Origin of the sequence: Nostoc sp. C057, from assembly GCF_013393925.1 — a bacterium.
GTDB classification, from domain to species: Bacteria; Cyanobacteriota; Cyanobacteriia; order Cyanobacteriales; family Nostocaceae; genus Nostoc; species Nostoc muscorum_A.
On record NZ_CP040289.1, the window covers coordinates 59,749 to 84,567 of the forward strand.

Sequence of the window (24,819 nt, forward strand, 5' to 3'; positions counted from 1 at the left end):
TGCAATCCTACATCCCACACCAAGAAGCCAACCATATCAAGGGTTTGCATTTAACTTAGTGGCATTCGTCCAATGAATCTCTTTGGAACGAAAAGCTCTATCCCAATCGTTAGCAATCACTTCCATCATATTGATCATGCCTTCATAGCCAAAATATGGCTTATCAACATAAGTTTCTCTGTTAGTGGGGCTAAATACATCAAAAGCAATTTTGATTCCTAGTTCCTCTGCCATGTATTTTTCCCATGCCGAGCCAATCACAGCATCAACATCAAACTCTTCTAAAGTCTGTTTTACCTGATAGCCGTCTGCCGAAAATATTACGCGGGAAGTAAGACCGAGGCTGTGCAGTTCTCGCTCCAGGATTGAACGAGAATCAGGCATCGCCGAGCGAAATAATAAGACTTCAGGAATCATCTCCAATTCTTCAAAGAGCATTCTAACCAGTCCAATGCCAAGCGTTCCATCCGCAGATACAGCAATTCTACAGTTACGATATCGGGGAATGATCATCAATGCTCGTTTGCGAAGTGTATCTACGACCATTTCTTCGCCAAGTTTAATTAGCGGTTCGACTTTTTCTTCGATCTTAAAATGTGCCGCTAATGCCTTCAACCATCGAGTAGTGTTGTTTACACCTACTGGTAAAGGTATATCATCAAGGATGAGGGGGATATTGTGGGTCTCTTGCATTTTCCGAGCAAACTTATACCCAACATCATGACTAAGAACAATATTGGCCGTTGCCTCACCAGCTAGCTCCAGTTCTTCAAATGAAGTATTATGAGAAAAAACAGTCTGTACTCTAATCCTCAAAGATTTTAAAATCTGCGTTATCCATTGCAAGTCAGCCCACCAAGTAGGATTAAGATTTGCCTGTGGCGCAATGATATTTACAATCCTCGGCTTTCTACCCCTTCTCTTAGTCTGCCTTTTTTTGATAAAAGGAAGTAAAGCCTCTAAACCCATCTCCAAGCCATCATAAGCATTGCCCCGAAATCCACCAGCCATTAAAGGAACGAGTTTGGCTTTGATATCTGGCTGAAGTTGATTGCACAATCCCGCAATATCTTCACCAATGATGTCTGCCGCGCAAGTCCCAACGACAAACATCACCTTAGAATCAAAAGATTGATCCGCCTCTTTAATCATCCCTTTGAGTTTATCAGACGCTCCCATCACAATGTCTGACTCAAAAAGACGAGTACAACCTACTTTCCGCTTGGTGAAATCAACCTCATGAGCATCATACCCAGCTGCGACAGTGGACGCACAACCCTGTGGAGACTGAATCACAATACTAACATCTTTAATACCAGCAACTGTAGTTGCAATACCTTCAAGGGCACAGCCAACTACTGGGTCTTTACTATGGTTACAATTGTCAAAAGTCGTTTCAGCAGACATTTTTCCTCCTGTTTCTCTAAGGCTTGACTATGGTAAAAATTTTACTCATTACACCAACCTGGAATAGTCTACGTAGGTTGGGGAGCCACTGCGTTGGGCGGCTCTGCCGACTTGTTCGCTCTTAGCTAGCGTTCCCGCAGGGTAGCATGTGGCGTTTGAGGAACAAAACCCAATTATTTCTGAGAGTTTGTTGGGTTTCACTACCCTGTGGTCAGCCGCCTCCGGCATCTACGTTCTACTTAACCTACAATTTTCTACGTGTTAGCGTACCCCTACGGGGAAGCAAGCTACGCGGAGCGTCTCCAAGAGTTGCGGGGCGTAGCCCGACAAATCCATACTTTGATTCAGCAAAGTCACATTTTATTTATTACTCGTTAAAACATTTTCCCCGCTTCTTTCCTGCTGCATATACGGTACAGTCAGGCATGTCTTGAGCTAATTTTCCGCTTAGTGATTGAGTAGATGCTAACCCGGAATTTTTAGGGAATACCATTTGCTTGGTTAAAGCACTCCGAGGTCTAAAGCCATATTGAAGTGCTGTTTTTATACACTTTGCGACCTTTAAGGCTCCGCGATAGCCAAATCTGGGACGATTTAAAATAGCATTTAAATCGACTACGGGAATATGGGGGAAACTCAAGGAAGAACCAAAATAAACTACCGATTCTGCATCAAGACCACCGATGAAATCCAGTAATTCATCTTCCGTTTGTTTCATGGACTCGTACTTGCCAAAGGCCAGTGTCCCTTTCGTAATCAGGATTTCCGGGTCTAACCCTGTTTCCAATAAATAATCTACACTGGTTTCTCGTGCTTCTGTACTCCAGGGATGGAAGTTATAGATTACTACACGCATCCCAAAATCACGATCCAACATGTGAGCAAGGGATAAGCACTTGATAGCATCATGTCCTTCGATAATCGCTAACTTCCCTTCTATATAACTCTTAGCTGCTTCAAATTCAGTCTTGATTGCGGCATATTCCTTTTCCATTAGGGCAGCCGCCTGTTCTTCCATCCCTAAATATTTTGCCGCCCCTTCGAGCCATTTTTCTGTAGCGCTGATTCCGTATGGAAGGATAGTAGAATTTAACGGCGTACCGAACTTGTCTGACATGGCTTTGCCGATGGTATAGCCAAGATCCAAACATAAAGTACAGTTGACTGCTGCACTCGGTGCTTGCTTGAGTTCTTCTAATGTACAATCACCTGCGATGACGCTGTGAACTCTTGCCCCCATTGCTTCTATCAATCGCACCAATTCTTTGACATCAGTTTCAACTTCCGTCCTTTCAGGGCCCATCTTCGCGCCCACAATATTGACAGCATCGGCTAGTTGTGCTTTCCGCTCTGGAGTTGGCGGCTCCATAAAGTCTACGATTTGCCGAAATACGATATCAAATCCACTGCGATACTCCCCGGCGAATCCTTCACAATGTATCGTCATGATCTCAGCATCGATTTCGCTGCGGGCTTTATTCACTACGTCATCAACACAATCGCCAATAATACCAGACGCACAACTAGTGGCAACAACGATCGCATCGGGATGGTATTTTTCATCTACTTCTCGAATCGCGCCTTTTAATTCTTTTTCCCCTCCAAAAATTACCGCCTTCTCACTCATGTTCGTAGTCACCACAGGTTCATAAGGAGAACCACTATTGCGGCTATTAGTCAGTTTGTATGCCCGCTTGACTCCATAAGCACAGCCACTCGGCCCGTGAGAAATGACGATCGCATTTTTAATCCCACTTAAAATCTTCGTTGCAGTCCAAAATTTACAGGGGCGGGTATGACTACCTTGTAAACTGGTCTTGATCTTACCCTCTTTTGCCAAGCGATACAGTTCGCTCAAGTTTCCGTAAAATACGACATTCTGATCTATCATCATAGTTCTCCAAATATTTCATCTTTTTTAAACGCAGAGGGGAGGCAGCGCGTTGCGGGGGTTCCCACGCCACTCCCCCCAACGGAGGGAACCTCCGCAAGGGGGTGGCTCCCCGTTGTAGCGACTGCCGTCGCGCTGAAGTTGGCGCAGAGGAACGCAAAGTTTTGAATAGAGGTTCCAGCACTCAAACTCTGCGCTCCTCTGCGTTTTACTCTGCGTTCCTTTGCGTTGAAAATTCAATCTACCAGACGTTTAAGATCCACTCGCGATCGTGCTTGTTCTCCATATCTGCAAACATGGCATTGGCGATATTATCTGCTAGCCATTCTGCTCCTTTGTAGCCAATCACAGGATATTTCCACAGACCTGCACGGTCAAAGCTAGGAAATCCTACCCGAACCATCGGAATTTTGTTGTCGATAGAAATATAGCGACCCTTTGAATGCCCTAAAATCAAGTCGATTTCGAGGGATTTATCTGTAATACGGCGCTCTAATTCCCAGAGGTCTGCATTCCAGATAACTTCGATATCACAAGCTGCTTGCTTCTCCAACTCGGCAATTCTTGGGTCTTTGGTGCAGGCTTTATTGTCGTCTCCCAACAACATCAGCACTGGCTCTAACTCAACTTCTAAGCAGAACTCTGCTAGACCAATTACTAGATCGGGATCTCCGTAAATAGCTACCTTCTTGTTGGCGAAGAACATGTGTGCGAGGTCTGCGATCGCATCAATAGCTTTACCACGTTCTCTGACTAAAGATTCTGGTATTGGTTTACCAGTCATTTTACTGATATTTTGGAGCCAGATGTCGGTATTCTTAATACCAATTGGTGTTGGGCCAAGAATTGCGGGAACTTTGAACTTCTCTTGTAAGAATTCGGCTGCACTACCGCCTTCATATTTACATAAAGCAATAGTTCCCAACGCATTGGCAGAATCAGCGATGTCTTCGATGGTTGTATTGCCAAAGGCAAAACTTGTCTTATCGGGCATGGTGGGCGCATCGAAGGTTTCTGTATCCAGTAAAATGTTTCCTGGAACGTCCATCTCTTTTAAGATGCGTTTAACTTCAGTGACATCTCCAGGGTTAAGCCACCCAGTAATGATGTTCAACTTGCCAGTTGGTTCGCCTTTTTTTGCTAGGCTAGAAATGATTGCATGTACGCCGACATTATAGCCAGTGACTTGAGAGCCTTTGTAACTGGGGGTATGTACAGGAACAAGAATAACCTTGCGATCGGGATAAGCCTCCTTTAAAAAGCCGTTGAGCTTGTTAATGGTTCCTTCGATATCGTCCCCAATTGTCTCAGTTGAACAAGTCGTAATAATTGGGATAATCCGTAAATCGGGATATCGTGCTACTAAGGTCTTTACGCCTTCCTCAATGCGTGGCTGTCCTCCAAGAACAGCACTATTTTCATGGAGTGAAGAAGAAGCAATGTCGAAATTTTCCTTCAAATGCTGGGCAAACAGGAGACGAACGAACATACTACACCCTTGTCCTCCATGCACCAGAGGAATACAATCTTTGATTCCGATGGAAGCGTATTCAGCCCCAGCAGGCTGACAGGTAAATATAGGATTGATGATTCCCTTGCGTTCTTTCTGTTTTACGACTAAAGACATTCTCTTGACTCCTATGTGGTAAAAAATTGCGTGATTTTGTTTGGCGTTGCTGAACGAAGATATGAGTTGTCTTTTTGAGCTTAAGAAAGTGGAGCGATGTCTGTGGCGAGCTAAAGCTGCATCCAACCAAGAAGCAAGCTACTCATAGCATCGATTACAGAAGAAAAGTAGAATTGAATTTCGTGAAAATCTTGAAAGCTAGATGAGATGCTTCTGTAGTCAGACACTATGCGGACACTACGTTTCTTAGCAATGCTTTTGGTGTAGCCCGTCGCAGCGTTAGCGTTAGCTTGCCGTAGGCATCGCTCTCTACTCTGCAAGTCTCTACTCTGTAAGAAAATTTCTGCACAAACACTAACAGGATGACTTGACTCTAATTCATGCTCCAATTCAACAACGCCGTTTGTTTGTAGAACTTACGCAAAAACTCTCTCAAACTCTCTTCCCCCGTGGCCTCTACATCCTCTGTGGTTTGTTTTCCTTACCTTTGCGTAAGTCCTAGTTTGGTTGAATTACCGATCCAATTGCTTTAATAAAGCGAATAATGTAATTCACCATTCTTCGACTTGGTTATTACAATATCGACCAGCATTGCCTTAACAGCTTCCAGTACTGCCTTCTTTTGCGAGTTCTCCATGCTATTTAACCATGAAAACCTAATTTCCAGGTCAGCCGAAAGGATCTTCGCATCTGCATAAAAACCCCTGTCAATCAAGGTTTCCAGAACTACCTTTTCTCCAGTCAAGATTTGGGCGGTCATATTGAGAACACCATTGATGTTTTCTTCCCGATCCCATGCACGAGAGTGAAACTGCCACAAACACCGTTCTTGAATTAATTTTGTGACTTCCGCAGCTCGCTCTTGAATGTATGATGCGATTTCCTTAGCTTGCACTTGAACTTGTGGTGCAACTTCCTTAGCTTGTGGTTGAACCTGTGAAGTGGCTTCCTTAACTTGTTGTTGAACCTGTGGCGCAGTTGCCTTAGCTTGTGGTTGAACCTGTGGCGTAACTTCTTTAGCTTGCGGTTGAACCTGTGGTGCAGTTGCCTTAGCTTGTGGTTGAACCTGTGGCGCAACTTCCTTAGCTTGTGGTTGAACCTGTGAAGTGGCTTCCTTAACTTGCTGTTGAACTAAAGAAACGACTTGCTCAGATAACTCTTTGGTTGCTTTACCGTTGCCATTACCATTGGTACTTGGCAGATTTTGCCCTGCACGGATGTCATTCTTAGCCAACTTCATCAAAGGGGAGTAAATGGCATTGTACATATCCCTTGCCATATTCACCGCACCTTCAAAACCCATATAAGGGCCATTGTGGTAGCCATGACCATTCACATAAGGCAAATGCAACTTCTTCACCAAAGCACCCACCCTCGGGCCAGTCAACACCAAATCAGGCTTGACCATCTCCAGCACTTCAAAGAACTCAAGTTCATTGCCATCATCAATATAGATAGTCCCTTCTTCACCTCTGGCAATTACCTTTTCAAAATCCTCTTGGTGTCCAAACTTGGACGACATCGCCACCACTTTCATTCCCAAATCGTCTTCCAGCGCTTTCGTCCAGTGCCACAAACGCGGGCCTCCAGTCCAAATACAGACCTTTTTCCCAGTTAAGCGCTCCTTATACCAAGCTAACTTCGATTCATATTTAGCGACTTCTTCAGCAATCACAGCTTCGGCTCTATCCTCAATCCCAAAGAAAGCACCGATTTTGCGTAACCCTTCCTTAGCATAGTCAAAGCCCCAAGTATCGACATCGATACGGGGAATGCCGTATTTTTTCTTCAACTCATTGGCAATATATCCAGCAGAACGGGCACAGTTAGTTACATTCAACTGCGCTCTGTGCATTCCACGTAATGAGTCATAAGTACCATTCCCGGTAAAATGGGCAATAATTTGCACACCCATTTTTTCCATATACTTTTCAAGGACAAAGGTATCCCCTTGAATGTTGTAGTCACCAATCACATTAATCGTGTATGGGCTGGTAATTTCTGGCTCATAAGTTCCTACCTTGTCCGTCATCCACCCCATGTTGAACACGTGGTGTCCTTTGGATTGACTCACCCCAGCAAAACCCGGACACTCCACAGTGAAGATATCGACATCACCGAGTTCTTTTTCTACTTCTTTGACTACAGGCTTGATATCATCACCAATCAAAGCAGTAGAGCAGGTGGTGTACACCATCATCCGCTTGATGTCAGGAAATTCGGCAAAGGCTTCCAACATCGCTTTTTTCAGCAGCTTTTCACCACCGAAGACAACGTGCTGTTCCTTCATGTCCGATGACCAGACATATTTGAGTTGGAAGTTGCCATTGTCGCTGGGATAGCGTTTGGTGTGCCATGTATCATAAGCACAGCCCACAGGCCCATGTATCAACTGGATAGTGTCTTTGAGAACACCACCAATTACTAGCTTTGCACCACAATAGCTGCATCCGCGCTCAGATAATGAGCCGGGAATGGTTTCGACGTGGGCGCTAGGGAGAAACTGGGTTGTATCTTCTCCTTTCTCTTTAATATATATGTGCTTCTCCCGTTCGGGGATAGTTTCGTCGCACTTAAACAACTTCATTGGCATGGTTGATTGCTCCAGTTGCAATTGAGAAGAAGAATCCTTCTTCTATATCTTTATTTTTGTCAGAAACTTGTTCGAGTTCCTTGATTTCAAAATCTTATCAACCTGGGGAAATAATAATAGTAAAACTGATAACAATTAGCTGAATTAATATTGCAAAATAGCCAGGATTCCAGTTTAGAATAGACAGTTCTGTATAGATTTCAATTAATCCGAATCATTCTATATAGAAGACTTTTAGTTAAGAGAGTAGACAGACTATTCTAACTGGAAGTGAAGAGATAAATGATTTAATTTCTGTTCTGACTATAGATATGTCACCAAAGATAAATCGACGATATTTTCTCAACTTTCAACAACAGAATAACGCAATTATCGGCTTTGAGGCTCTCGATATGATGACTAATTGTAACCACGAATACTCTTTGTAAATTAATTCCTCAGCGCAAGTAAATTGGCCAGATGTATGATATTCTTTATTTATAGGGAATCTAAACCACTTCACGCACAAAGGATCTCCAAGCACTTGCGCTGTAGTGATGAAGCCAAATCCCATAAGTTAACCAATTGTTTGATGAACTGATGGTCTTGCTCCACAAGTTTCTGGAGGATTGTGGAAGTACTTGATCGGTAGCAGTTCTGAAGTTCGGGGGGACTTTGGTCTGCTTGCAGTTCATCAATCACTTTTGGGATAAACCTTTTATTATTTACAGATGGTTTTTTCTTAAATCCTCAGAAATAATCGAAGCTTTGGCGAATGAAAAAATAGAATAAGCAATCGATAAATAATATTATTTGCTATTTAACCAATTGGGTAAAACAAACTTAATTGAACTTCCAGATTAATTAAATAACCTGGTGTTTAAAATGACTAAACCGAAAACAACCCGTAAATCTGTTCGCGATCGCATCCTAAGTACAGCATCAGGCTTGTTTTATCGAGAGGGAATTCGCAATGTCGGTATTGACAGAATTGTTGCGGAATCTGGCGTTGCTAAAATGTCACTCTACAATCATTTCAAGTCAAAGGATGCATTAATTGAAGCATGGCTGCGACAACAGGATGAACAATGGTGTGAATGGCTCAAAACCACGATTGAGCAACGAGCTTCTAACCCATCCCAACAACTATTGGCAATATTCGATGCCCTACGGGAATGGTTTGAGGGCCCAGATTTTCGAGGTTGTGCATTCATTAACGCTTCAGTGGAACTAGCCAATGCTGACCACCCTGGACATAGAGTGGCATTAGAGCATCAACAATCTATCTACCACTACATCAAGAGCCTAGCTCAAGCCGCAGAAGTTTCATCACCCGAACAGTTAGCCAGGCAACTGCTTCTCCTCGTGCAAGGTGCGATCGTGGTTGCGATGATGGAAGGAAGTTGGTCAACCGCTTCACAGGCGAAAAAAGTCGCGGCAACACTAATCCAGACTGCATCAAAATCCGGTGTTACCGAAACAGCTTTGACTGCCCAGTTAGAGTGCTGAGTATATTCATAAACCCGAAGAAATGCTTGCACCGGATGATGGTTTTAATAAGATAAATACTGCGGCGTGTAAAATTTTAGAGTATTTTGCTAATTGGACTGACTAAATTCTTATTTATCCCGCTATTTCTAGTATAAAACCGTCTATTATTCTAAACAAAATGTGCATCTTTAGGATTGAATGCCAGCTTAATCATTTCATGGGCATATACATTGCCAAATATATGATTCCGAGGCACCCTGGCGATTAAAGTTTGTTCTCTCACTTTAACCCAAATACTACAAATTCCAATACCATTTAAAACCCGTTCTACTAGTCCTTCAATAATTACCGAACACAGTTTGTGTCGCATTGAAGAACTTGCATCGTAAAGATTGAAAGTATCGCCAGATAAACAACATGTAGTAATTGGTTTTGTGATTTCCCCAGGATATAAAAACTCTATCCCGTTTGCAAGTTTGATAAAATTTCCACGGCTACTCCGTTCTACATGGCACGGAATAATATTATCTATCCCTACCAGTCTGGCAAGCTGCTCGTTAGCTGGTCGGCGGATGATAGTTTCCAAGTTATCATCCTGGATAATACAGCCGTCAAATAAAGCGATCGCGCGATCAGCAAAATGCAGTATATCTGTAAAATTATGACTGACTAATATGACTGCCGATCCCCTCGCTTGCGCCCATTGTCTAATTTTGTCGATCATCTGGGGACGTATTCCCACATCTAAAGAGGCAGAAGGCTCATCCAAAAGCAGCAATTCGGAATCAGCAACTAAACCGCAGGCAATACAAACCCGCTTTGCTTCACCACCGGACAGAGAACGAGCTGACTGATTTGCCAGGTGTTCACAGCCAAAAGTTGCAAGTGCTGTATGTACCGTTTGCTTAATCTTGTGTGTTGGTGTTCCGCGAAACTTTAATACCTTGGCAACATTATTAAAAACAGTGTCATCCAGTAGTAAGGTTTCTTGAAATACCAAAGCCGAACGACGACGCAACAATGTTTTATTGGTATTGCGGACATCCTGGCCAAATAATTGCATCTCACCACGGTAAGGTTGCAAGAGATTGATTGTTCTTAACAAAGTGCTTTTACCAGCGCCATTGGGGCCAAGCACAGCGACCAATTCTCCTGGACGGACTGTAAAATTTTCAATTGACAGGATATTTTTACGTGTTTTGCTATCGACGCTAACCTGCCGCATATTCAGGACATATTCGTTAGTACTCATAGGATTTTCTTGTCATGCTGTAAGATAGTCAGCAACACGATAACGGTGTATGTGATGATCAGGAGAATGTATGCGATCGCCATCGCCACATCGTAATTTCCTTTCCCTACTTCCAAGACGATCGCTGTAGTCAAGACTCTAGTCTGCCCCTTGATATTGCCGCCCACCATCATGGATGCACCAACTTCCGAGATGACGCGACCAAAACCAGCCATGATTGCAGCCATTAACCCTAACCGTGCTTCCTTGATTAGCAACCAGTTGACTTGCCACTGTGTCGCCCCCATTGATAACAGTCGCCAGCGTAGTTTCGGATTAATACTGATAATTGCCGCAAAACTGAAGCCAGCGACAATTGGAAAAGCAATGATGGCTTCGGCTACGATCATCGCTGTGGGCGTGTACATCAAATCAAAATTTCCTAACGGCCCAGATCGCCACAAAAACAGACTGACGAATAAACCGACTACGACAGGTGGCAATCCCATACCGAAGTTAATTAAACTAGTCAGAGTCTGCTTGCCGACGAAATCTACTAATGCTAGCCACAGTCCTAATGGTAGTCCCAGTAAAACGCTAATGGCTGTAGCTGTTCCAGATACGAACAATGTCATCGTCATGACTTGGAAAACGTCACTATCGCCACTGCTTAATAGCTCAAAAGCTTTGAAAGCTCCTTCGATGATTGTATTCACAAATACAAATCTCTTAAAAATTGGAAAATAATACTCAAATATGCAGTAAAGCAACCCTTAACGATCTGATGCTCAAGTTTCTTTAAAAGCCGTAATCTTTCTCCGTTTTACCGGCATCAACATAAAATAGCGGTTGTCCGAACTCTTTTTTCCCGTGGGCTGCAATCAGTGTTTGTCCTTCAGGAGATAAGACAAAATTAATAAACGCTTTAGCTCCTGCACTATTCACTCTGGGGAATTTCTGAGAATTTCCTTCCATGACATGGTAGAGATTTAACAGTTTCTTGTCTCCCTGCACCAGTACAGGTAAAGACAGGTTTTTCTTCTGAAATATGTATGTCGCTCGATCTGCTAAGGTATATCCTAGTTTTTGGTTAGCGACTTGCAAAGTTTGCGCCATTCCTGAACCTGTTTGCTGATACCAAGTGCCAGATGGTGTGATATTTGCCTGTTGCCATAAATCTTTTTCTAGTTTGTTAGTACCTGAGTCATCACCCCGCGATACAAATAATGCTTGATTTTTGGCAATCAGGGAGAATGCCTCTACAGCATTCTTTTTACCTCGGATCTTTGCCTTGTCAGTATCTGGGCCGACAATCACAAAGTCATTGTGCATTACCAAGTGGCGATTAATTACCGCACCATCTGACAAAACTTTGCGTTCGGCTTTAGGTGAATTGACGAATAGCGCGTCAACCTCACCTTTTTCAGCCATAGCCAAAGCTTGTCCCGTGCCGACTGCAACTTTTTTGAGTTTATATCCTGTTTTCTTTTCAATCGCCGGAACTAAATCATCTAGCAGCCCGCTATCCTCAATACTCGTTGTCATCGCCACGATCACATCTTTCTTTGCTGGGGACTGTCCAAGAGTTGACTCTTGCTTGACTAGATTACTACCAAAGCCGATGCAAAGAATCGCCAGGAAACCTACCAAACACCCATCGCGCACAGCCCGATGATTGATCATTGCACTCTCCTACCAATCTGTGTGCCAATATTCTTTACTATGGCAAGTAAAGCTTACATTGGGAAGTATAAGCAAGATTGAGTAGGAAATCAACCATTTATGTTGTTTTCCAGACAATTGGCATGATGAGAAGGATTCTTGACAATATACTGACATCTGAGTTTTGTACCCAGTGTGGCGTTACTTGAGAGGAACTTTTTATATATTTATGACAAATTGGGTGAACCAGAGGAGAAGTTCCGTAGTATTTTTGATACTGTAAAAAACTTGAAAGTTAAGTTTCCTCATGGTTATTTAAAAGAGAGCAGACATGGCAACCTGGATCGATAAGCTTGGTGATGAAGTCAAATCTGACTGGAACAAAGCAAAAGGAGGAGTGCAGAAAGTAAAAGAATACTTTGTTGATAAAGTTACTAGTCTTAAACCCAAGCTGGGCGTTAGTGTAGGTGTAGACATAGATGCAGCTATTCAAATTATTCTTGATGACTCTTTCTTGAAAGTTATTGACAGAATAAGTTTTGCGCTTGACAACGCAATTGACAAAGTAAGTGCTGAATTTCAGCAAGTTGTGAAACAAGTATTTACTGAACTATCCAAACTGGCAGATAGGATAGATCAAACGATTGATAAAGTTTTTAGGAACATCTCAACTGCTTTAGCTGATATCAAGAAAAATCTTGTTGATCCTATTGTTACTGCAATATCAGATTTAGAGACGAAGCTGATCAACGACATTAATCAAATACTCGACAAGGTTTTTGATTTTTTTCAGGGAACTGTACAGGATTTCAAAGATGAGATAGGTAAACGTATTGACCTAGCTATTCCTAATCCCTTTGATCCCTGTCGTCAGCAGGTTGGAGTGCCTTGGACTCCAGGTCCACGCCTCACTCACACAGATGTTTTCAACCTTTTTGAATGTAACCAATTGAAACGGTTAGAAGATCCTTCTACAACCGTTAAGGAGATAACTGAGGTTTATGCTGGACTTCAATTGCAATCGTTTAGAGTAACGTGCTTGGGTAGAGGTTCACCAGCTTTTCAAGAGATTTTTACCAAGAAGTGGATTAAGTACGGTCAACTTTATGATTTATGGAAGGAGTTTAACGAGACAATGACAGCACAACAGGCATTTGATGAAGCTATTAGAAGACTTGATCAAGCGAGGAATGAATACCAAAGTAAAGCTGCCCAGATCGACAGTCTAATCGCACAGATCGAATCTCTCCAATCTGGTATTCAGGACGGTTCAATCATTGCTGCAAAAGCAGTGATGCTGAGAGCTAGAGATGATAATCATTGGATGAGACATAAAGGTCTTGATGCCGAGAACCAGGATTGTTATGGTCTCTGGCGACAAGGAGATGATAAATGGTTCAATCTTATTCAAGTTGCTGCCACAGGTAATCTTCCTTAATTTTTGGTCTTTAGTAAGTTGCTTCAAGGAAAACCAGGCTAACAATTCGCTAATGGCTCTTATTTTACCATTTGATGCTGGAGCGATCGCACTCTTTGATAAACTGCGATCGCAACGGGTTCGTGTGTCCACGATGGATTTAAGAATAGCAGCGATCGCTATATCTCGTAATTTAGTATTGTTGACCCGAAACTTTAGTGACTTCAACAAGGTTCCAGGTTTAGTAATGGAGGATTGGACGCTGTAAAATAGGCGGGCTAACTCAGCCGTTATACAGTCCTAATAGCTATTTTCCACACAAAAGCTTAGACCACAGAGTGTCATTGCCAGACATAAATCAGGACAAACAAAACAATCCAGATGACATCAACAAAGTGCCAGAAAATAGAAGTGGCACTTACACCAAAATGACCTGTGTCGTAGTTACCAGGAATGAAAGAGCGACCAAAAACAAGTATCTGCAACAAAATGCCAGTGAGAACGTGCAAACCGTGGAAACCTGTTAGTAAGTAGAACATCCCACCAAAAACACCTGTGGTAAAGCCAAAAGAAAGATGGCTCCATTCGATCGCTTGTCCGACTAAAAAGTAACTTCCCATTGCGATCGAAAGCATTAGAAACTGACGAAATGTTATCAAGTCGTGGCGTGCAAGGGCGCGTTCTGCTAAGTAGATGACAAAGCTACTAGAAACAAGAATTACCGTATTAATTGCCGGATCTCTGACTTCCAGTCCAGAAACGCCAGCTGGTAGCCAGTCAGGATTTGCTGTTTTATAGACAATATATGCTGTAAAAAAACCGAGGAAAATGAAAGTCTCTGACAGCAGGAAGACAATGAAGCCGAACATCTTGCTGCCTTCTTCATCATGGGTATGCTCGTGTGAGAGATGATCTGATTCTTCTGAAATAATGGAACTGTCCATTGCTTGAAACTCCTATATATTTATCTCACGCAAATGTACAGAGCAAGAAAAGAGAGTAAAGTAGTAGTTTGCGATCGCGTAATACCTCACCTCAAAACCTCTGCGTCTCTACGTGAGGTTAATTCTTTCATTCAGCTAATGCTCGGCTACCAATGGTTCAGATTTCCCATAGCCGTAGGGTTCACTTATAACAACTGGAATTTCCTCAAAGTTCTCGACAGGAGGTGGTGAAGAAACTAACCACTCCAGTCCAATTGCTCGCCAAGGATTCTTCGGTGCTTGTTCGCCATGTATCCAAGAACCAATCATATTCAGAATGAAGGGTAAGGTAGACACACCTAGCAAAAATCCGCCGATACTGGCGATAATATTCCAAAATTCATACTCTGGCGCATAAGAAGAAACTCGACGCAACATTCCCTGTAATCCTAGTGGGTGCATTGGGAAGAAGTTGAGGTTAGTGCCAATGAACGCCAGCCAGAAGTGCAACTTGCCCAAGCCTTCGTAATACATACGTCCAGTCATCTTGGGGAACCAGAAGTAAATAGCAGCAAACATCCCCATTGTTACCGTGCCATATAGAACATAGTGGAAGTGACCCACCACATAGTAAGTGTTGTTGACATGGACATCAATGGGAACAGAGGAAAGGGTAATGCCAGTAATACCTGCAAATACAAATAATATTAATGCACCAAACGCAAACAGCATTGGTGTATCAAATCGTAGCTTGCCACCCCAAATCGTTGCAGTCCAGGCAAACACTTTAATGCCAGTGGGGACAGAAACGAACATGGTTGTGAGCATGAAAAACAGCCGCATCCAGCCTGGAGTACCACTGACGTACAGATGGTGTACCCAGACTATACCGCTAACTCCAGCAATCAGGAGTGATGAAATAGCGACAATCTTATAGCCAAACAGAGGTTTACGAGCAAAAACAGGGAATATCTCTGAAAAGACTCCAAAGACTGGCAGAATGATTACGTAAACAGCAGGGTGAGAGTAGAACCAGAAAAAGTGCTGAAATAGAACTGGGTCGCCTCCCTTGGCGGGGTCAAAAAAGCTAGTTCCAACTGTTAAGTCGAGTAAAAGCATGACTGCACCTGCTGTTAATACAGGTAGTCCAAACAGTTGGATAATCTGGGCGCTAAATACGTTCCAAACAAAGATGGGCATACGGAAGAATGTCATCCCAGGTGCGCGCATCTTCACAACCGTGGTGACAAAGTTAATCGCCCCCATAATTGAGGAAACACCTGATATTGCCACTGCTAGAAGCCAGATTACTTGACCATTGATTAAGTTTCCTGTAGGGTTTTGCAAGCTGACGGGAGGGTATGACCACCAACCTGCTTGCGCTGGCCCACCGGGTACAAAGAAACTGGCCATCAGTAGGATAGCAGCGATCGGTATCATCCAGAAGGCAACAGCATTGAGTCTGGGAAACGCCATATCTCGCGCCCCAATCATCAGAGGTACAAGATAATTAGCAAAACCTGTAAGTATGGGGAATGTCCATCCAAATAGCATCACAGTACCGTGCATGGTGAACATTGCATTATAAACACTACGGTCAACTAGGTCTGATTCTGGGGTAATCAATTCCCCACGAATGATCATTGCAAATATGCCACCAACTAAAAAGAGAATGAAAGCGGTAAAAATATACTGAATACCGATAACTTTGTGGTCTGTGCTAAAGCTAAAGTATTGCTTCCAGTCTGCTCTCGGTTCCTGTTGAGGTGCGTCACCAATGTCTTCAACGGAAATATTTGTCATTGTCTTTTATGCTTTGTTTTTTGTCATTTGTCACTTGTCCAAAACAGACGCGATTAATCGCGTCTCTACGACTAATTGCTGTAATTAACTACAGGGGCTTGTGCGGGTGCTACCGTAACCCAGCCTTTGATTAATTCTTTTGATTCTTGGGCATATTCGGAAGCTGCTTGATTATTTGCAGTACATGGTTTACGATTTGCTGCTTGGTGCAGCCACTTCTTGTAATCTTCAGGGGACTCGACAACAACATTTGCCCGCATGGTTGCAAAGTAAGTACCACTAAATTCGGAATCGGTCAATTCATATTTACCAATGCGGATAGGGGTGAATTCAAAGTCAATGTTGCGGTTGGGAATAATGTCTTGCTTGACTCGGAAAGCAGGAATATAAAAGCCGTGGAGAACATCCTCTGATTGCATAGCTAGACGGATGCGATGATTAACGGGTAAATGTAGTTCGGTGCTGGTGATTCCTGTTTTTGGATAGCGGAAAACCCAAGCCCACTGTTTGGCATTAACTTCAATGTCTTCAAATGGGATTACATTTGATGTAGCATCAGTTGATACAGTTGAGGAAGTCGGTGAGGCGGAAACTATCCCTGCATCTCCGTTAATTGGTGCAGCAGATGCCGATTGCATTCCTATTGGAATATGCAGATGCATAGCTTCCATTGGGCCTTGAATCCCCATTTGTTCGTAGATTTGGTAGCTGTAAGTGGCAATCCAAAACACTAGCAATACAGGAATTGCAGTCCAGACAATTTCTAGTGTGATATTTCCTTCAATTGGAGGGCCATCGCTGGTATCATACTTCTCTGCTCGATGGAAAATTGCTGAGTAGATGAGTGTTCCCGTGACTCCAAGGAAGATAAATGCTCCCAGCGTGATTAAGAAACTAAACAACTTATCGACAAGCTGCGATTCTGCTGCGGCTTGAGGAGGCATCCAGGAATACGTCCACTCCCCTATCAAAAGACTAACAGCAGTTAAAGCGATCGCGATCGCACTCAAGATCAAAATATTTCGGATTTTCATAGCCATAAAAGTCATTGGTCATTGGTTATTTACAAGGGACAAATGACATAGACGCCTTAGCGGCTTCCCGCAGGGTAGGACAAGTAACTAACATCGATTACTTCAGCAGTAAGTTGGGGTCTTTGCCCAACCGCAACAATATATCAGCAGTATTGTGAACTCCAAACTCAGCAGCTAAATGCGCCCCTAGCGTACCGTGGATAAACATGATAAACATGATGAACAGTCCAGAAACTAAATAAGTCCACTGCACTTGTTGACTGTCATCTTGACGCCAAATATAACGCTGAAATCCTCTCCAAATAGCCATCCCAAGAATCAGCGCTAGTAGAAAAACACCACCCACTCCATGCCAAAGCATTGTTTCCATCGCTTTCAATCCCCAGGCACTCTTTACCCCAGTGAGTGGTTCTGCCAACATGATTTCGTAAAAACCTGCTGCTACCGTAAAAATTGTGATGAGTGCTGAACCTAGCATATTGTACCAGCCAGCATCAAAGAAGCTAGAACGAGTGGCAGGAACTGCTAAAAACTTGAAGATTGGTTGTTGTAGAGGGAAGAATACACCAATCAAATCAAAGATAATGCCAAGGATGAACAAACCTATAGTGAGATGAACTAAATTTGGGTGAATGGGTATAGTGTAGGGCAACCCATTTGCTCCCATCTGAGTCTTTAATTGCTCAATAACTTCAGGGTTCATTGTAGTAAGCCCTCCTTTATAGCTTCAACAACTGGTACAGTGTGCAACCCATATACCCAAACCAATTCATCTCCGAAATACACTTGTACGCCTACCAAAACAGTCAAAAGTAGACTTGCTGCTAGGTAATAAACTGATATCTTTTCTGGAGTCCGGCAATGAATCACGTAACGCCAAGCTGTAATAGCTGCCAGAATTCCTGCAAGTGACCAGCCAAGGAGCGTATGTAAATTAAGTACTGGTTGAACTGCGTTATAAGGTTGTGCTAAACCTGCTTCAAATTGACCAAAAATAACGGCGATGAAGATGGAGATTGTAGCGAAAAACATATTCCACCAACTCACCTCAAAAAGACGGTAGTTGCTAGTAAAGTATCCAATCACATCACACACGAAGGCAAACAACACCATTGCAATCACAAAATGGACAATGATGGGATGTATCGTATCAGGATACGGTAAATTATGGTTATTCAGAAGATTCTCAAGCATGGTATTCTACTGATATGTTAGTTAGTGTTTAGTGCTTAATAATCAATACTTCACACTTTTTTGATTTCTACAACAACTTAGATTGCACTTAAAATCCTTCTAAATAACAACAGCAATTCTGATGAGGAGAATTCTTTCACAGAGTAGCTTGATTCTGATAGGCAAAAGCTCACTGGAATGAATATAGAATAGCAAGTTATCGAAAAAGGTTTAACTCGTTGGTAAATGCTGACGAACGAGTTACTACTTTCCATCTGTGAAGTCAAACAATGATGGAGAAATTGCGAGCGGCATTACCCTTACGTATTTTGGAATCATCCTTGGCTGATTGTCTTTGACCGCAATCACGTAATTATTTCCACAGTCTATGGATTAACTGGCAAGTTTTTTTGGCAGTGCAAAGAATCAAAGCTAAATACAGCATTTTTTAGCTCCAAAGCCGCAATTAAATTTTGCACTACTACGATTTCCCTCTCTTCCTTGTTTTGGATCTCTTCCATATTGACTACTAGTCCTCTTTTACTCGCAAACACTGTTACGATACTGACAAAATTCTGACATGATTTTTCGTAGTCTTGGACTGTTTCCTTAATGCTTTTACCGTCGATACGACACCACTCAGATTCTTCTATTTCAACGTAGTTTTGCGCCCAGTGATTAAATTTTGTCACCAGTTTATCAAAATCGACTCCCATCGCTATGCGCCTGATAGTTGAGTATGAGGGAACACCGTGTTTTTGTATTTCAAACGTTTTGATTAACGCTCGACGATGCCGTTTGACAAAATCTCCCCATGCACGATACCCAACATATCCACTCATAGTGCCCATTATTACAAACAGCAACACCAACCACAGTGGATGTCTTCGACCATCACTTGTTCTGAAGTCTTCTACTTGCCGCAGATGTTCAATCAGACAAGCACCCATGATTCTTATCCCCTCAACACTTGCAATTTTACCTGTTTTAGGGAATGAAACAGCCCTGCCTGCTCCCTGTTCCTTGTCCTCTTCAATGACTAAATAGGCTTTGGACATTATTATGCCCTAAGCTCATAAAGAGAATTGCTAGTTTTGGAGTGTACTTTATTTTTTTGAAGAATTTTGTACTTTTTATTCTCCATATATAAAGAATATCATACATTTGTTAAAATTACTTGCGATCACTAACTATTTTTTAAACAGTATTTGTGGTTACAATTAATCAGAAGCTAGAGAGTTTTTAGCCAATAATTGCGCTTTTTCTACTGTTTCTGGGTTAGCAATTTTGACCTGTTCAAGAAAACGAGATATCCAAGGTAAAGCCACCATAATTACTGTTAAAACCATCAGAAATAGAGCTATTCCAAAAATTTGATCGCGGGGGATTTCGAGGACCCCACGTAAAATCACCTCTCTTAAAGCAGAAACAATAGTAATTTCTACTGCTGCGGTAACAGATGTTCGCTGTTGTTGTAGATGGTCAATTAACAGACGGAACAACTCTACTAAAATCAAAATGAACAGGATATCAGATGTTACTTGTCGTAAATCTAATGGACTCAAAAAGGAGAAAAACATATCTCCCAGTCGGATGAGCATTACACAGAACAAACCAAGGCAGAGAGAAATGATAATAAAGTCTTGAAAAAATTCCAGGTTACGTACAATTGTATTTCTTTTTAACCAGTTATTGAAACTTGAAGTTATCCCCTTTAGCATGGTATTTCCTAATAGACTAGATTAATTTATCTCCATAACTGAAATAGTGCTGAGTATCTAGCATCGATTACTCAGCACTTGGAACTGTATTCAATCCCCATTTAGCTATGGGGTTTAACTCAGCCCTATTAAACTATTTGGAACCGTTGAGTTTATGGGCGGTTTCGGCAGTTTTCATCTTTGATGCTGCGGTTGTTAAGTTATTCGCAGCTTTGACAATCTCTTCTAAGGTTTCGTTAACCAGATTTTCATCAAGAGAGGTTTCTGATAAGTAAGTTTCGATGAAAATCTCCACTCGACTAGCAATTATTTTGCTTTGAGAGCGTAGTCTGTTGAGGTCTTTAGTAGATAGATTATTCATTGTTTGAAGTTCCTTTGGTTTCGCGGGTTAGTTCTACATTTTTGGTCAGCAATTCTCAGGGAAAGAGCGATTCTTACAGGTCAGCCCTTTTTTGAAAGATAAAACTTGCTGGAATACCAATTAAATTGTTCGCCTGTTGACTGCTTAAATGCCTTCAGATTCCCCAAATTCTTACAAAGGTTTCAAGCAGGAGAATTGCTATATCTGACAAGTTAGCGAGTCTATTTTAGGACTTACGCACTGAAAACTAAGGTTTGAGATTGCAACTCTTGGAGACGCTCCGCGAATGCGATGGCGTAACCGCCCACCGGAGGTGATCGCAGTACTCGCAATGAGATAATTTTGTCATGGTGCCTAAGTTGTTATCTATTGCTTAGACTTACGCACCGAAATCATCTTTTGAGACTGAAGTGTAGGGTTTTGAGTCTTGAAGTGTCAAAAGCTTTGGTGCAGATATCAGAAGTTCTCTTCTGGTCGCCGCAGCGTATAGTTTACTTGAGACGAGTAGTCTGTCAAATTCATTTTGATGGTTAAAGAGACACGATAAATCGCCGTCTCTACTCTTAATTTATCCATCAATTATTTATTGACAGACTACTAGAGGTACGCTGAATGCTTAGAGTTCTCTGCGTCTTCTGGCTGTTGACTCCTTTTATAACAACTTGAAGCCGAAGTTATTCAGAGTCTCACGCAAATCCTTACACCCTTTTAAATAGTCTAAAGTGGCTATTCGCTCAGCTGAATGTTGCGACCAATCACCAGCGACATTCATCTTTTGTTCAGTGTAGAACTCTTTCATGATATCATTATAGTGAGCGATCGCCTCATCTTGCTCTGCCAATTTATAGGTTTCTCGGTGGAATACAGCTGGCTGGGGTAGACGCGGCTTAACAACAGGTTGTGCTTCAGGATTGGGATAACCCACACACAACCCAAACACAGGGAAGACAAAAGGTGGCAAATTCAATAATGTTGCTACCTCTTGAGTACTTTTGCGGATTGCGCCGATATACACCGTTCCTAAACCAACAGATTCAGCAGCTACGATCGCATTTTGCGCTGCGACTGAAGCATCGACTATTGCTTTAACCAACAGTTCTACGTAATCCAGAGCTACGGGAGCTAGTCCGCGACTGTCAGCAACATGAGCCAGACGACCTAAATCTGCTAACCAAACGAAGAATACGGGAGCTTGGTTAATCCATACTTGGTTATTAGCCAGCCTGCATAATTCTGCTTTGCGTTCTTGATCTTCAACTGCTACTACACTCCAGGTTTGCATATTAGCTGAACTAGGAGCAGATTGAGCAGCAGCAACTAGCCATTCTAGGGTTCCTGGTGGTAAAGGATCGGATAGATAAGACCGGACTGAACGGTGGGCTATTAGCGTTTCTAGAGAATCGTTCCAGTCAATTTCGTGATTGAAGGGAACTTCACCGTAGCGCGATCGCAGTAGTTCTGTAGGATTAGTCATAGTCAGCTTTTGAACCTGAACACTTTTTTACGATTAAGGAAGAAGCAGAAAATCAGGAGGCTGATTAACTGACAAAAATAGAGAGAAAAGACTTGATTACTACGCAGCTAGCTGGGTTTCTCCGAAATCTGAAATTAGATCGTTCCGAAAAAAAGCAACTCGTAAGGCTAGCCGATACTCAGATGCAGGACAAGTAAGCGGAGTTACCGTATGCCAAGAATTGTCAGAACGTGCGATCGCAACTGAGGAATCACTAAGGGGTAGAATATCTTGGAAGGCAGATTCCGGCTGGGAGTCTTTGAGAATTCGCAAACAGCCTCCCCAATCTACAGACCATTGCTGATTGAAAAATAGCAGATGAGTTAAAACTTTGTTCGGCTCGTCTGTATGAGGGTGATGCAACTGTCCTGAGCTATATCGGCGAAATCCAATATCCATTACACAGTCCTTTAGTTCCAACCCAGACATTTCAGCTATGGCTGCGCGGTAAGAATCTGTCCACAATCCTTCTATCAACTGTCGCCAAACTCTACTCAGGTGTCTCAAGTCACAAGTAAGTCTGCCTTGTGCCATCCGCTCTCGCCAGCGATTATCGCTAGATTTGAGCATCAAGGAAATATCCTCGCTAGTAGCAAGCATCTTTCCCCAAGAGTATCCATATCCCTCTCCCTCCGACAGGCGAAACTCTTCGTGGGGAAAACTCGCAGTTAGTTCTAAACTTGCTTCTGGTGAAAGCAGGTTTTTGATCAAAGCCCAATTGTATGGGACTTTTTGCATTGCTGTGGTACGAATGGAATCAAAATTAAGCATGGTAGAAAAAACGCTTTAGTATAATTAACCAATCATGATTACCCTGGACATCAAGTGGTATTGAACTAGGGGCTGGGGACTAGGGACTGGGGACTGGGAAGATTTAGATGGGGATTCAGACCCGAATGGCACTAAGTTAAGCGCAAATCTATTATTTACAAGGGTTTCATCACTTTGGAAAAAGTAGGCTAATGAAGCAGCGATCGCAAACTGAGAGTTGCAGATTATTCTGATTCCCGACCTTAAAACTATTAGTTTCCTAAACCCCTTACCAGGCAAGTATTTCAGCTTTTCTTAGTTCCATTCGATTCAGACCCTAATAGAACTTACTCATATTTTCTTGCCCAGTACCCAGTACCCAGATCCCGATCGCAATAATTTTGTAGGATTTGTCATAGCCAACTTTTGAACTTGAACGCTTTTTTACGATTTCAGAGGGATTACCAACCTCATTGCAAATTTGTTTAAGTGCAAGACAACTCGCTTTACCGATCGCGGTTCTTCACCACTGCTCAAAATAAGTCCAGATCAACCTCTCCAGGATCAAACTGCTTTCCCTGCTGTTTGAGTGATTGTCCTTGGAGACTACGCAACAGGGAGCGCAAAACATCAGTCTTAGTGCGTTGGAACCGCTTGCAGTACTGCTCTAAAAGTTGCCGTTCTTCTGGAGACAATTGAAAAGTGATCCATCCTTGCTCTTTTCTCGGCATAGCTTTTACCAACATAATTGGTAGTATTCTAGCAGTTGGTACAATAACTGCAATCGCTAACCAGAGACGGAATTGTGATGCTTTCTTAACCCTCCCGACTCCTCATTGAGTTCACCTTTGGGGAACAAAACTCAGGAGTTCTTCAACAGTGAGACTGCGCTTAACTTTTACTGACTCATGCTTTACAGCATCCAGCACTGATTGAATTTCTGGCTGACTGAGTATGATTCCATGTTCTTGCAGCACACTGATGATCAGATGCCGACCGGAATGTTTGCCTACAACAAGGCGACGTTCCCAACCAACATCTTCCGGCGCAAAAGGTTCGTAAGTACCAGGATTTTGCAACACACCGTGAGCATGAATCCCTGACTCGTGTGCAAAAGTATTTTCACCCACGATCGCTTTCCAGGGAGGAACCGGCCAATTAGCAGCTTTAGCAACTAACCGCGATAGTTCCAGCAACCGTTTTGTATTAATACCTGTTGGGATGTTGTAAAGGTGTTTCAGTGCCATCACCATTTCTTCCAACGCCGCATTACCTGCGCGTTCACCAATCCCATTTACTGTAGTGTTAACCGATCGCGCTCCTGCTTCAATACCAGCTAGCGAGTTCGCCATTGCCAGTCCAAAATCATTATGCGTGTGCATTTCTATGGGAATGAATAGATGATGCACAAGGGAGCGAACTTTGCTGTAAGTGTTCAGAGGGTCGAGAATTCCTACAGTGTCACAAAAGCGAAACCGGAAAGCTCCCAACTCTTGAGCATAATACGCCACATCCAATAGAAAAGATGGATCGGCTCTGGAAGAATCTTCTCCGCCAACAGATACCGCTAAACCGCGATCGCAAGCGAAATTAATCGCATCCCGCAAAAGATCCAGCATTACCTGCTGCTTACCTCCAAACTTGGCGGCAATCTGAATTTCTGAGACAGGAACGGAAATATGCACCCGTTCCAAACCACAATCTATAGATGCCTGGATATCGGACAATTTAGCACGGTTCCAGCCAAGTAATTGGGCATTTAATCCCAGATTAGCGATCGCTCGGATCGATTCTGCTTCTTCCTGTCCCATTGCCGGCACGCCAATTTCCAATTCTGGAACACCAATGGCATCCAGAAAAGTAGCGATCGCAATTTTTTCTTCAACATTAAAGGCTACACCTGCGGCTTGTTCGCCATCTCGCAAGGTTGTATCGTTAATCTGAACGGGATGTTTGTTCATAGTGAAGTGGTGATTCATAACCAGCTAACTTGTTGGGTGATTTTGATTTGCTTGAGTAATTCATAATTGAAATACACAGCAGCTAACTTGAGTTGTGGAAACTAAAAGACATATTTCTTAGCCATAGGATAATAATTACGAATTACTGTCTTCTCTACGAGACGCTCCGCGAACGTAGCGGTAGCGAGTCTGCGTACTCTGTAAGAGTTGCAAGCTATGCTTTTAGCGTCTGTCTGCGACACGCTGCGCGTAGCTTGCTTCCCCGGAGGGGTACGTAGAGAG

At 42.7% G+C, this 24,819-nt stretch carries 22 protein-coding genes and 2 pseudogenes; 3 read left to right on the plus strand and 21 right to left on the minus strand.

The features are described from left to right. Positions 1-36: 36 nt before the first annotated feature. From FD724_RS36520 to vnfD, 6 genes and pseudogenes are all read right to left on the minus strand, one after another. Positions 37-1,407 (minus strand): nitrogenase component 1, encoded by a 1,371-nt coding sequence (locus FD724_RS36520; protein ID WP_179076538.1) that lies wholly within the window; start codon positions 1,405-1,407, stop codon positions 37-39. A 367-nt stretch (positions 1,408-1,774) separates the two neighbouring features. Then, positions 1,775-3,301, minus strand: coding sequence for a nitrogenase component 1 (locus FD724_RS36525; protein ID WP_179076539.1), 1,527 nt, complete (start codon positions 3,299-3,301; stop codon positions 1,775-1,777). Positions 3,302-3,539: 238 nt separating this feature from the next. Continuing rightward, on the minus strand, positions 3,540-4,925 hold the full coding sequence (gene vnfK, locus FD724_RS36530) for a V-containing nitrogenase subunit beta (RefSeq protein WP_179076540.1): 1,386 nt from the start codon (positions 4,923-4,925) through the stop codon (positions 3,540-3,542). A gap of 110 nt (positions 4,926-5,035) precedes the next feature. Continuing rightward, positions 5,036-5,314, minus strand: coding sequence for a hypothetical protein (locus FD724_RS36535; protein WP_179076541.1), 279 nt, complete (start codon positions 5,312-5,314; stop codon positions 5,036-5,038). Positions 5,315-5,454: 140 nt separating this feature from the next. Beyond that, entirely contained in the window at positions 5,455-6,165 is a 711-nt protein-coding gene (vnfG, locus tag FD724_RS42245; RefSeq protein WP_256874766.1) for a V-containing nitrogenase subunit delta, read from the minus strand. Beyond that, positions 6,139-7,518 (minus strand): annotated as a pseudogene (gene vnfD, locus FD724_RS36540) (nitrogenase vanadium-iron protein, alpha chain); the annotation flags it as partial. The pseudogene vnfD and the gene vnfG, both read right to left, overlap by 27 nt. A gap of 864 nt (positions 7,519-8,382) precedes the next feature. Here vnfD and FD724_RS36545 point away from each other — a divergent pair. Then, positions 8,383-9,006, plus strand: a complete 624-nt coding sequence (locus FD724_RS36545) for a TetR/AcrR family transcriptional regulator (protein ID WP_179076543.1) — start codon at positions 8,383-8,385, stop codon at positions 9,004-9,006. A gap of 151 nt (positions 9,007-9,157) precedes the next feature. On the opposite strand, the gene FD724_RS36550 is transcribed toward FD724_RS36545, so the two are convergent. The 3 genes from FD724_RS36550 to FD724_RS36560 all read right to left on the minus strand — a co-directional run bounded on the left by FD724_RS36550 (position 9,158) and on the right by FD724_RS36560 (position 11,902). Next, complete coding sequence (locus tag FD724_RS36550; protein WP_179076544.1) at positions 9,158-10,240, minus strand: energy-coupling factor ABC transporter ATP-binding protein; 1,083 nt, start codon at positions 10,238-10,240, stop codon at positions 9,158-9,160. Continuing rightward, complete coding sequence (locus FD724_RS36555) at positions 10,237-10,935, minus strand: ABC transporter permease (protein ID WP_179076545.1); 699 nt, start codon at positions 10,933-10,935, stop codon at positions 10,237-10,239. Before FD724_RS36555 ends, FD724_RS36550 begins: the two co-directional genes overlap by 4 nt. A gap of 82 nt (positions 10,936-11,017) precedes the next feature. After that, positions 11,018-11,902, minus strand: a complete 885-nt coding sequence (locus FD724_RS36560) for a substrate-binding domain-containing protein (protein ID WP_179076546.1) — start codon at positions 11,900-11,902, stop codon at positions 11,018-11,020. 310 nt (positions 11,903-12,212) lie between these two features. Between FD724_RS36560 and FD724_RS36565 the strand changes: the two genes are divergently transcribed. Further along, positions 12,213-13,319, plus strand: coding sequence for a hypothetical protein (locus tag FD724_RS36565; protein WP_179076547.1), 1,107 nt, complete (start codon positions 12,213-12,215; stop codon positions 13,317-13,319). 55 nt (positions 13,320-13,374) lie between these two features. Next, a pseudogene (locus tag FD724_RS36570) lies at positions 13,375-13,566 on the plus strand (type II toxin-antitoxin system VapC family toxin); the annotation flags it as partial. A 73-nt stretch (positions 13,567-13,639) separates the two neighbouring features. Here the strand turns inward: FD724_RS36570 and FD724_RS36575 are convergent. The 12 genes from FD724_RS36575 to nifV form a co-directional block, all read right to left on the minus strand. Further along, positions 13,640-14,242 (minus strand): heme-copper oxidase subunit III, encoded by a 603-nt coding sequence (locus tag FD724_RS36575; protein ID WP_179076548.1) that lies wholly within the window; start codon positions 14,240-14,242, stop codon positions 13,640-13,642. A gap of 135 nt (positions 14,243-14,377) precedes the next feature. Continuing rightward, positions 14,378-16,024 (minus strand): cytochrome c oxidase subunit I, encoded by a 1,647-nt coding sequence (ctaD, locus tag FD724_RS36580; RefSeq protein WP_179076549.1) that lies wholly within the window; start codon positions 16,022-16,024, stop codon positions 14,378-14,380. A gap of 71 nt (positions 16,025-16,095) precedes the next feature. Continuing rightward, a complete protein-coding gene (locus tag FD724_RS36585; protein WP_179076716.1) occupies positions 16,096-17,058 on the minus strand; it encodes a cytochrome c oxidase subunit II in 963 nt (320 codons plus the stop codon). A 97-nt stretch (positions 17,059-17,155) separates the two neighbouring features. Then, positions 17,156-17,761, minus strand: a complete 606-nt coding sequence (locus FD724_RS36590) for a DUF2231 domain-containing protein (protein ID WP_179076550.1) — start codon at positions 17,759-17,761, stop codon at positions 17,156-17,158. Beyond that, positions 17,758-18,252 (minus strand): DUF2231 domain-containing protein, encoded by a 495-nt coding sequence (locus FD724_RS36595; RefSeq protein ID WP_179076551.1) that lies wholly within the window; start codon positions 18,250-18,252, stop codon positions 17,758-17,760. The genes FD724_RS36590 and FD724_RS36595 overlap by 4 nt, the downstream gene beginning before the upstream one ends. A gap of 365 nt (positions 18,253-18,617) precedes the next feature. Then, complete coding sequence (locus tag FD724_RS36600; protein WP_094352059.1) at positions 18,618-19,289, minus strand: ISAs1 family transposase; 672 nt, start codon at positions 19,287-19,289, stop codon at positions 18,618-18,620. A 162-nt stretch (positions 19,290-19,451) separates the two neighbouring features. Next, complete coding sequence (locus FD724_RS36605) at positions 19,452-19,952, minus strand: phosphate-starvation-inducible PsiE family protein (RefSeq protein ID WP_179076552.1); 501 nt, start codon at positions 19,950-19,952, stop codon at positions 19,452-19,454. A 133-nt stretch (positions 19,953-20,085) separates the two neighbouring features. Next, positions 20,086-20,313 carry a hypothetical protein gene (locus tag FD724_RS36610; protein ID WP_179076553.1) on the minus strand — a complete coding sequence of 76 codons (228 nt, stop codon included), beginning with the start codon at positions 20,311-20,313 and terminating at the stop codon, positions 20,086-20,088. A 652-nt stretch (positions 20,314-20,965) separates the two neighbouring features. Continuing rightward, positions 20,966-21,787: an NADPH-dependent oxidoreductase gene (locus FD724_RS36615; protein WP_179076554.1), complete on the minus strand. Its 822-nt coding sequence runs from the start codon at positions 21,785-21,787 to the stop codon at positions 20,966-20,968. Positions 21,788-21,886: 99 nt separating this feature from the next. After that, positions 21,887-22,597, minus strand: a complete 711-nt coding sequence (locus FD724_RS36620) for a 2OG-Fe(II) oxygenase (RefSeq protein ID WP_179076555.1) — start codon at positions 22,595-22,597, stop codon at positions 21,887-21,889. A gap of 512 nt (positions 22,598-23,109) precedes the next feature. Continuing rightward, the gene (locus tag FD724_RS36625) at positions 23,110-23,307 is read right to left on the minus strand and encodes a hypothetical protein (RefSeq protein WP_143854184.1); all 198 of its coding nucleotides are present in this window, start codon (positions 23,305-23,307) and stop codon (positions 23,110-23,112) included. A gap of 111 nt (positions 23,308-23,418) precedes the next feature. Further along, a complete protein-coding gene (gene nifV, locus FD724_RS36630; protein WP_179076556.1) occupies positions 23,419-24,537 on the minus strand; it encodes a homocitrate synthase in 1,119 nt (372 codons plus the stop codon). Positions 24,538-24,819 lie beyond the last annotated feature (282 nt).